This window comes from Bradyrhizobium sp. Pha-3 (assembly GCF_042258615.1).
Classification (GTDB): Bacteria; Pseudomonadota; Alphaproteobacteria; order Rhizobiales; family Xanthobacteraceae; genus Bradyrhizobium.
Genome location: NZ_CP170152.1, coordinates 6044738 through 6054169 on the forward strand (window position 1 = coordinate 6044738; position 9432 = coordinate 6054169).

General features: G+C 62.5%; 7 protein-coding genes. 5 read left to right on the forward strand and 2 right to left on the reverse strand.

Going from position 1 to position 9432, the window contains the following annotated elements; translation table 11 throughout:
* Positions 1 to 26 precede the first annotated feature (26 nt).
* Together ACE10Z_RS28750 and ACE10Z_RS28755 are read right to left on the reverse strand one after the other, a co-directional pair.
* On the reverse strand, positions 27 to 245 hold the full coding sequence (locus ACE10Z_RS28750; protein ID WP_375783772.1) for a hypothetical protein: 219 nt from the start codon (positions 243 to 245) through the stop codon (positions 27 to 29).
* A gap of 477 nt (positions 246 to 722) precedes the next feature.
* Positions 723 to 1157: a hypothetical protein gene (locus ACE10Z_RS28755; protein WP_375783773.1), complete on the reverse strand. Its 435-nt coding sequence runs from the start codon at positions 1155 to 1157 to the stop codon at positions 723 to 725.
* A 236-nt stretch (positions 1158 to 1393) separates the two neighbouring features.
* Between ACE10Z_RS28755 and ACE10Z_RS28760 the strand changes: the two genes are divergently transcribed.
* The 5 genes from ACE10Z_RS28760 (at position 1394) to ACE10Z_RS28780 (ending at position 9408) form a co-directional block, all read left to right on the forward strand.
* Positions 1394 to 1930, forward strand: a complete 537-nt coding sequence (locus tag ACE10Z_RS28760; RefSeq protein WP_375783774.1) for an NYN domain-containing protein — start codon at positions 1394 to 1396, stop codon at positions 1928 to 1930.
* An 853-nt stretch (positions 1931 to 2783) separates the two neighbouring features.
* Positions 2784 to 4490, forward strand: coding sequence for a TolC family outer membrane protein (locus ACE10Z_RS28765; RefSeq protein WP_375783775.1), 1707 nt, complete (start codon positions 2784 to 2786; stop codon positions 4488 to 4490).
* Positions 4491 to 4727: 237 nt separating this feature from the next.
* Entirely contained in the window at positions 4728 to 6911 is a 2184-nt protein-coding gene (locus tag ACE10Z_RS28770) for a type I secretion system permease/ATPase (protein ID WP_375783776.1), read from the forward strand.
* A gap of 12 nt (positions 6912 to 6923) precedes the next feature.
* Positions 6924 to 8174 carry an HlyD family type I secretion periplasmic adaptor subunit gene (locus ACE10Z_RS28775; RefSeq protein ID WP_375783777.1) on the forward strand — a complete coding sequence of 417 codons (1251 nt, stop codon included), beginning with the start codon at positions 6924 to 6926 and terminating at the stop codon, positions 8172 to 8174.
* A gap of 220 nt (positions 8175 to 8394) precedes the next feature.
* Positions 8395 to 9408 (forward strand): transglutaminase-like cysteine peptidase, encoded by a 1014-nt coding sequence (locus ACE10Z_RS28780; RefSeq protein ID WP_375783778.1) that lies wholly within the window; start codon positions 8395 to 8397, stop codon positions 9406 to 9408.
* Positions 9409 to 9432: the final 24 nt, after the last annotated feature.

Consider the following 9432-nt stretch of genomic DNA (forward strand, 5'->3'; position numbering starts at 1 on the left):
GTGCCAACAGCGATCAACTCCGGACCTTAATGGGTCGTGACTGCAGTGTTCACCGCGGTGCCGACAGTGGTGATGGCGCTGCTCAGCGTCGTCGAGAGCGTATTCGCACCTTTCGTGCCGAACGCAGCGGCCACGGCGGCGACCACGCAAGCGGCGACGATCACGTACTCGAACGACACAACGCCGTCCTTGTCCGAGGCGAGACGCTTGAAGGCTTCGGTGGTCTGGATGTAGAGCTTCAGCATAGGAAAATATCCCTTTTGCGATGAATGTATTTACAATTTAATTTACGCAACCCGTTGGGGGCCAAAATCCGCCAACTAAGTTTTGCTTATAATCAGCCGAAAGAAATCTGTCACTCGGTAATCCTTCATTAACCCTACTGATGTGGCGGCCGACGCCCCCTTCTAGGCACGCCGCGCCGAAGCGAAACGTACGAAACCCCTTGAATTGTAGGAGTTGCAGCATCTCGCGACATTTCAGTATGGCGTCCCCGTGCGAATACGGTGACCGCCCGAAGAGCGCCTCCCCACGGACAAGCTGTCGCGAGCACGACGTCCAGAATGACGGCCGAGTTTCACCAACAGGTCCCGGAATCCCCCGAGCCAGCCGCAGCTCTCCGGGTTGGATTGGCTCCACTGGGTGAGTCGGCGCGGCTTGCTCGCCTCGGCCGGCGCGGCCGATTGCCTGCTGCGCTCGTCATCGGAGAGTTGTTGTGTCGCTCACGGCAAGCCCCGATCGCGAGCCCACTTGCCTCCCGCCGATACGACCATCACGTCGAGCAGCGGATCGATCGCGACGGTTCGTGATCGATGAGGGCGAGCGAGCTGTTGAGGCGGCGCAGCAGACACGACGCCGCGCATCCACGCCCGCCAGCAATGACGGAGTGTCTGCTCAATCCGGGGACGCAAAGCCGTGCCCTTTCCGGCGAAACGGGTATCGAAAACCTGCATCTGCAAAAAAGTGGTATCTCGAAATACCGCATCGGCACAAAATGGCGCCCCGGTACACCCCGCTGATTTTAGATATAGTTTTGTTGGTAGCGCGATGCCGCCTCCGGCGCAGCGGTGCTCGCTCGATGAGGTCGAAACGCCATGGCGAGGGAATTCTTCGGCGCTGAATGCACCAGCATGCGTCGCGGGCGTAAGCGGCAGCATCCTTCTCGACGGCGACCGTTTCATCTCCATGCGAGGGGCCGGCTGCATGCTGGGACCATTGCCTTATCAATGGGCGCACGATCATCAGGGCACCCGCCGGGGTCGAAAATTCCGCTTCGTCCCCGCCGAGTCCTTGCTCTAGGATCAGACATTTCAATTGAGCGCCCGGCATACGCTCGGGAAATTTCCAGGACCAATGCGTACTACAACTGATCCGGGCCTCATGGGGACTTGAGATGACCGATCGCATTGCACTTTTCATCGATGGTGCGAATCTGCACACGACGGTCAAGAACCTCGGCTTTGAAGTCGACTTCCGGCGATTGCTCTCGGAGTTCGGCAAGCATGGACAAATCGTCCGCGCCTATTTCTACACGGTCGTGAGGGACGACGACGAGTTCAGCAGCCTTCGGCCGCTGGTGGATTGGCTCGATTACAACGGATATGCGGTGCGGAGAAAGGCCGCCAAGCCGCACGACGACGGCGATGGACGGAGGCGAATGAAGCGCAGCATCGGCATCGACCTCGCGGTCGACGCAATGGAGATCGCGCACCGCATCGACCATGCGTTCCTGTTCTCTGGCGATGGTGACTTGCGCGCCGTTGTCGAAGCTGTCAGGCGGATGGGCGTGCGTGTCACCGTCGTTTCCAGCATTCGAACGAAACCTCCGATGATCGCCGATGAGCTTCGCAGACACGCCGATGTCTTCGTTGAACTCGAGAGCCTCAGGTCATCGATCGAACGTCCAGCGCATCCGATCGCGCCGGAGTAAAGTCGCAGCCCCTCCCCGACGTGCCCCGTTGGCAGCGCCCGGAAAGGAGAACACACGTTCTGAGGAGCGCGCTGATACATCCCCGAGTTACGCAATCCGGGCGGCGACAAACTGTATCACGCCGACCAACGCCTCCGGAGGAAAGCCAGTTTGGACGTCAGTCGGCTGCCTGTTGTCGATCGTGGCGACGACAAGCGCAACGATCCCTGCCCCCTCAAGGTTCACCTGCGAGACGCCGTACGGCAAAACGGGTTGATTTTGGCGCCTCTGGCAAGGGCGGTGACGTTCAGTGGATCGATGACGATCTGGATACGGTCCGCCTGCTGTCGTGATCGATGGCCAAACCCTCTCGGTCGCGTGAGGAACGCCGGTTGCGATGAAGGGCAACGGAGGCTAGCTCACAACCTAGGTCTTTGTGGCCGCTCAACGTACGGCCGTGTTGATGGTTGCGACCCGCTTGGACGAATCCCCAACCGAGATCTTCCAGGGTTCTATTTGCCAGCAAGTCGCTCGACAAGGTGACGACCTGCCTGGGCGGTCCCTCGTCAGACCCCAAGGCCGCCATTCGTCGCAACCAACTTCGCGACCTGTCGAACCGTTGGTCGGGCCGGCGGCCGGTAAGACAACCTTAACTGACCTTTCCGTTCCGGATATCCGGTGTTGCTCCTGGGCAACTCCGCCACCAAAGACAAACCATTGAATTTTAATCAAAATATCCGAATTACGGTCCGCTCGCGCCCGATGACCCGGCTCGTTAGGGCGACTGTGTGGCTGAAATGTCATAGGTGGCGGAACCGTCCTTTGTTAGCCTTCCCAGATTCTACGGAATATTTTTTGTGACTGGGGGCGGAATATGAGGTCGGCATACACGGCCATCGCGTGCGTTTGCCTGGCGGCAACTCCGGCATGTGCCGAGGTTTTTTCCATTAACGATGCATTGCGCCAGGCAATGCTGACCAACCCGGGCGTGGGTGAAGCTTCCGCAAATCGCCGGGCCACGGAAAGCGAGCTGCGACAGACTCAGAGCACGCTGCTGCCACAGGTGCGCGTCGACGCCAGCTACGGGCCGGAAAAGTTCGATCAGCCGCCGGGCTTCATCAGCCCGAACATTCAGGCGGCACCGGTTGTGGGTGCAGGACCGTGGCGCAATGGCAGCCAGGAATCGGTGGTGGTGCGCCAGTTGCTCTGGGACGGCTTCTCGTCAATCTATGACGTCTGGCGCCAGACCGCGCGCGTGAATGCGGCGGCCTCTCGCGTCAAGGAACGAACCGAGCTGCTGGCGCTCGACGCCGCCGAAGGTTACATGGACGTCGTGCGCTATATCCGGCTAGTGAGCCTTGCCCAGCAAAACGTCGCCAATCACGAGAAGATCTTTGCAAACGTGAACTCCCGCTTCTCGGGCGGCCGGGCCGGCGAAGGCGACCTGGAGCAGGCGCGCGAGCGCGTCGAAGCCGCCCGGGCCGCACTCGCCGAATTCCAACGCAGCCTCGACGATGCCAGGGCGAAGTACCGTAAGGTCGTCGGGCTTGAGCCGATCAACGTTCGCTTTCCCGCCCCTCTCGGCGGATTGCCGCGCAGCCGCGATGAAGCGCTGGCGACCACCCTCCGCTTCAATTCGACGATTGCGGCGGCGCAGTCCGACGCCGACGCCGCCAAGCATGCGTTCAAGGCAACGGACGGCACGTTTGGCCCGAAGTTCTATCTCGAGGGACGGGCAACCCACTACGACAACTCCTACCCTTACGTGGCAGCCACCGGAACTCCCTCCATTACGCATGAGGACTACAGCGGCAAGGTCGTGATGTCGTGGGACATCTTCCGCGGCGGCCAGGATGCCTGGAACAGGTCGGAGAAGGCCGAGCGCTATACCGAGGCCACCATGCGCCACGCGCGCTTGCAGCGCGACGCCTATGAATCGATCGACAAGGCGTGGAATGCCCGTACGATTACGGCCACGCGTATTGCCGCTCTGACGCGCCAGCTCGAAGCGGACCGGAAGACCATCGCTGCCTTCCAGAAGGAATACGAACTTGGCCAGCGCTCCCTGATCGACCTGCTGAACGCGCAGAATCAGTTCTTCAACGCATCGGTCTCGCTCACCTCCGCCCGCAGCGTCGTCGTCTTCGCCGACTATCAGCTGCTGGCCGCGATGGGCACCTTGATCGAGTATCTGAAGGCTCCGCCGCCGGTCGATGCAGCGCCCACCGACATGCTTTCGATTGGCCTGCCGCGCTACTCGTTCCCCACCCTCCGCGTGAACCTGCCGCAGACGGGCTCCGAGCCGCTGCACGTCGCCGTTCCGGCCGCCGTCGCCGCCGCCCGCCCCGCCAAGACCTATGCGGCAGCTCAGCCGAAGGATGCTGGCTTTGCTGACCGGTTCAGCGGCGCGACCACGACCGCGGCCGTGCCCGGCTCTGCGGAATGGATGCAGCAGCAAAAGAGCGCTGCGGACGGCCCAAATGTGATTTACGCGGATCCGTCAGTCACGGCGAATGCGAGCTCCTATGCGTCGACAAAGCCCCACTGGCTCCTGTCGGCCTTCCCGAATTCCGCTCAATAGAAGCCGCCAACCAACATCAGGACTTCAGAAAGGGCCCCAAAACGGGGCCCTTTCGATTCCCGTATTAATACTTAAAGCAAGTTTCGCTGATTTTGTTCGCTATTTGTTGTAGGTTGCACGAAAGCATCGAATGCGATTTCTGCATTTCCATTTTGGTTGTCGAGGTTTCAGTTGTTATTTCGAACCCCTACCGCGGCGGCTGACGCCGTCCGCCCCCCGTCGAATGACTCAACTTCAATGCCTGCCGCAACAAGTCGGCCGCGCGCGCTCGGCGACGATCCCCTCACCGCAACGTTGACTTATCTCGCGGCTTATCATGGCCGCGCAGTCAGCCGCGAAGCGCTGCTCGGCGGACTTCCGATCACGGATGGACGCCTGTCCGTTTCGCTCTATGACCGAGCAGCCAGACGCGGGGGTCTGGAAACCGAGGCCGTCAAGCGCGACATCTCGGACATTCCCGCGCTGGTCTTGCCGGCCGTCCTCATCATGAAGAACGGCTCCGCGCTCATCCTTCTCGGCGTGGACGCAGCGAACAAGGCCATCAAGTTCGTTGATCCGGCGACGCCGAACGCCCCGCGCGTCGCTGAAGTTGCCTCGATCGCTGCGGACTACACCGGCTATGCGTTCCTGGTGAGAAGCGCCGCGCAGGCCGATGCGCGCGCCGTCGCCGCAGGAGACATTCCCAAGAACCACTGGTTCTGGTCGGTGGTGAAGACGCACTGGCGCAGTTACGGACACATCGCGACCGCCGCCTTTCTGACCAACATCCTCGCGCTGGCGACGCCGCTGTTCACGATGAGCGTCTATGACCGCGTCATCCCCAACGGAGCTATTCCCTCCCTGATCGCCCTCTCGATCGGCATGGGGCTCGGCATCGTCTTCGATTTCATCTTCCGCATGGTCCGCAGCCGCATGATCGACGTGACCGGCAAGACCATCGACGTCGTGCTCGCCGCCAACATCTTCGAGCATGTGATGTCAGTGAAGATGGCGCAGCGGCCGACCTCGGTCGGCATCATCGCCAATCAGCTCCGGGACTTCGACTCGGTGCGCGAGTTCTTCACGTCCGGAAGTGTGGTTTCGGCTACCGACCTGCTGTTTGCCATCCTGTTTGTCGGGGTGCTTTTCATCATCGCCGGACCGCTGGCCTGGATCCCGCTGATCATGCTCCCTCTCGTCATGCTGGTCGGCTTCCTGCTGCAGCGGCCGCTCGATCGCGCCATGAAGCGCCTGCAAGCCGAATCCGCTGCCCGGCACGGCGTGCTCGTCGAGTCCCTGTCTGGTCTCGAAACCGTCCGCGCAACCGGCGCCGAGGCCCGCATGCAGACCTTGTGGGAACGCTCGGTCGCGGCGACCGCCCGCTCGGGTGAGGACGTTCACTTCTGGTCGTCGATGTCGCTGACGAGCGCGAGCACCGCTCAGCAGATCACGAGCTTGCTCCTTGTCATCGTCGGCATTTTCCTGATCCTCGACGGCAAGCTGAGCGTCGGCGCGCTGGTCGCCGCAAACATGCTCGCCGGCCGCATTCTGGCGCCGATCGCCGGAATCGCTTCCGTGATCACCAAGGGAACACAGACGCTGTCGTCTCTCAAGGCAATCGACCGCATCATGTCGATCGAGCGGGAACGATCGCCGACCCGATCCTATGTCGCAAGACGCATCGACGACGGCAAGGTCGCCTTCGAGAACGTCTCGTTCGCATACCCCAACGCGCCGGGCAACGCGCTCGAAAAGGTCAGCTTCAAGATCGAAGGTGGTGAAAGGGTCGGCATCATCGGCAGGGTGGGATCCGGCAAGACCACGGTCGGCCGGTTGCTGCTCGGGTTCTACGAGCCGAAGGAAGGCCGCATCCTGGTCGACGGCGTCGACTCGCGCCAATACGATCCTTCGGACCTACGCGCCGGCATCGGCTTTGCGATGCAGGATACCGACCTGTTCTTCGGCAAGCTGCGCGACAACATCGCCCTCGGCAAGCCGGAGGCGACCGACGAGGAAGTCCTGCTCGCCGCGCGGCTCTCGGGCGTCGAGAGCTTCATCGCCGGCCACCCGATGGGCTATGACATGCCCATCGCGGAAGGCGGCCGCAGCCTGTCGGGCGGCCAGAAACAGGCGATCGGGCTCGCCCGCGTCTTGATCCGCAAGCCTCGGGTACTCTTCCTCGACGAGCCGACCGCACACTTCGATATTCGCAGCGAGCAGGAGTTCCTCGAGCGGCTCAAGGGGTTCCGTGACGAGCGGATGACCATCATCATTTCGACCCATCGTCTGTCATTGCTGAACATGGTCGATCGCCTGCTGCTGTTCGACAACGGCCGCCTGGTTGCCGACGGCCCGCGCGACAAGGTGCTTGCCCTTCTCCAGGGCAAACCCGCGTCCACGGCTCCGGCGCCCGAGAATACGATCCAGCCGAAATCTGCATAACGAGCGAATATTATGGCGTCTTCCGATTTTGCGTTTGCAAATGATATCCGGTCCGCGGCGCTGCTGCGCACGCCCCGCACCTCTCGCATGCTGCTGTGGACGTCCTGCGCGCTGCTCGTGACGTTCCTGACCTGGGCGCATTTTGCCGTGCTGGACGAGGTCAAGCGCGGCAACGGCCGTGTCGTGCCGTCGCGGCAGATGCAGGTGGTCCAATCGCTCGAAGGTGGCATCGTCGGCGACATCCTGATCCGGGAAGGCGACATCGTTCAGCAGGGTCAGTCGCTGATGCGCATCGACGATACGAAATTCGCCGCCGAGTTCGGCGAAATCCGCGAGCGCCGCGCGGCGATGGCGGCGCGGGTGGCCCGCCTCGACGCCGAGGCACGGGGACGAACCGAGATCACCTTTCCGGATGAGGTCGACAAGGTGGTTCCCGCCGCCGTCGCGACCGAGGCCAGCGTGTTCAAGATGCGGGCCCAGAAGGTTGCGCAGGACATCGACGTCCTCAATCAGCAGGTCACTCGCCTCGCCGGCTCCCTGAAGCTCCTGGAACGCGAGCAGACCCTGACCCGCAAGCTCTATGAGCAGAAGGTCGTGCCCGAGATCGAGATGCTGCGGCTTGACCGGCAGGCCACCGAGATGAAGGGGCAGCTGGCCGAGGCGCAATCGAAGATCGCGAACATCACCGCGTCGTTCCGCTCGCAGGCCGACGAGGATCTTGCCAAATCGCGCGGCGATCTCGCCGTCCTCGACGAGAACATCAAGTCTGCCCAGGACCGGGTGCGCCGCACCGACCTGAAGGCGCCGGTCCACGGCATCGTCAACAAGCTGAACGTCAGTACCATCGGTGCCGTCGTGGCGCCCGGCGCCAACCTCATGGATATCGTGCCTCTCGACGACACGCTGCTCGTCGAAGGCCGGATTCGTCCCCAGGACATCGCCTTCATCCGCCCCGACCAGGACGCGGTGGTGAAGATCAGCGCTTATGATTCCTCGGTCTACGGATCACTGAAGGGCAAGGTCGAACGCATCAGCGCCGACACGATCGTCGACGACAAGGCGGAGAAGACCGAACGTCAGGAGACCTTCTATCGGGTCATGGTGCGCACCGATAAGAACCATCTCGGCAGCGAGCAGCATCCGCTGCCGATCATTCCGGGAATGGTGACCACGGTCGAAGTCCTGACCGGCGAGAAGTCAGTGCTGGACTACATCATCAAGCCCGCTCGCCTGCTGCGTGACGAGGCCCTCCGCGAACGCTGATCGGAACCGCCGATCGCGTGGTTAACCTATCATGACCTGCGGTCGTTCAACTTCGAACGAACCCGCAAACCCTGGATTGACCGCCTTCTCGACAATCCAGGTCGCGGCCCTCTCCACTTAACTCCGCTTAAGCGGCCAAGGCGCCAGTCTGCGCCCCGATAACAGCGGGGACGCAGATCGACGCACAGACGTTGACGGTCCCCGACATTGGGGACGTCATATGAAGTCGCTGAAGATTGCTTCGTCGGCGGTCATGGCCGTGGTTGCATTTTCAATAAGTCTTTGCGCTGGGTCATCCGCGTTTGCCGCGGACGAGCTTTCCCTCGGCAATCCCGCTGGCGAGCTCGCGCCGGCCTCGGATGCTGCATCGAACCGCCCGCCCGCCACCTTCTTCACCATCGCCGAGGTGCTGGCCAAGCTCGACCGGCAGCGCGGCCGTGGTCCGAACGCCATTCGCACCGCCTCGCTCACGCCGCTGAATACGGCGACCGACGCGTTGCCCGCGGCGAAGCCGCTTCCGCCTGAAGGCACCGAGCCGTTCGGCCTGTTCACGTTCCGCGCGCCGGAAAGCAGCCTGTCGCGCAAATGGCGTGGCCTCGAATCCGATCTCGCAAGGGAGCAGACCGTCCTCGAGCATTGCCGGGAGAACGCCGCCGGCTGCCCGCCCAATGCCGCGCAGTTCCTTCGCCTGATCAACGCGGTCAAATCCAGATCCGGACGCGACCGGCTGGATGAAGCCAACCGCGCCGTCAACCAGGCGATCCGCTATGTGAGCGACTTCGCCCAGCACGGCGAGGCCGACCGCTGGACCGCCCCGCTCGCCACCTTCGCAACAGGCAAAGGCGATTGCGAGGACTACGCGATCGCGAAATACGTCGCGCTCAGCGAAGCCGGCTTCCCGCGCGAGGAGCTGCGCCTGGTGCTCGGCCGCGATCGCGCCATCCGCCAGGATCATGCCGTGCTGGCGGCGCGGCTGGACGGCCATTGGCTGATCCTGGACAGCCGCCGCTCCGAGCTGATTGACGACGGCGCCCTCGAAAACTTCACGCCGATGTTTGCGATCAACGAGCGCGGCGTTCAGCTGTTTGCCGCTCCCTACGCCAAGCGGCTTCCGCGCGACGGCGAGCTCGACACGGCACCGGCGGCCGCCAATGCGGCGGAGAGCGAATGGACCGGCGTGGAGTCGCTTGACGCAGCAAGCCCCCTTACCGGCTTCCTACCCGTGCTGATGTGATTGCACGCGAGCAAAGCCAAAATT

Bases quoted from the DNA above. Each gene is read 5' to 3' on its own strand.
- ACE10Z_RS28750 (WP_375783772.1), bottom strand. From the start codon at position 245: ATGCTGAAGCTCTACATCCAGACCACCGAAGCCTTCAAGCGTCTCGCC.
- ACE10Z_RS28755 (WP_375783773.1), bottom strand. From the start codon at position 1,157: ATGCTGCCGCTTACGCCCGCGACGCATGCTGGTGCATTCAGCGCCGAA.
- ACE10Z_RS28760 (WP_375783774.1), top strand. From the start codon at position 1,394: ATGACCGATCGCATTGCACTTTTCATCGATGGTGCGAATCTGCACACG.
- ACE10Z_RS28765 (WP_375783775.1), top strand. From the start codon at position 2,784: ATGAGGTCGGCATACACGGCCATCGCGTGCGTTTGCCTGGCGGCAACT.
- ACE10Z_RS28770 (WP_375783776.1), top strand. From the start codon at position 4,728: ATGCCTGCCGCAACAAGTCGGCCGCGCGCGCTCGGCGACGATCCCCTC.
- ACE10Z_RS28775 (WP_375783777.1), top strand. From the start codon at position 6,924: ATGGCGTCTTCCGATTTTGCGTTTGCAAATGATATCCGGTCCGCGGCG.
- ACE10Z_RS28780 (WP_375783778.1), top strand. From the start codon at position 8,395: ATGAAGTCGCTGAAGATTGCTTCGTCGGCGGTCATGGCCGTGGTTGCA.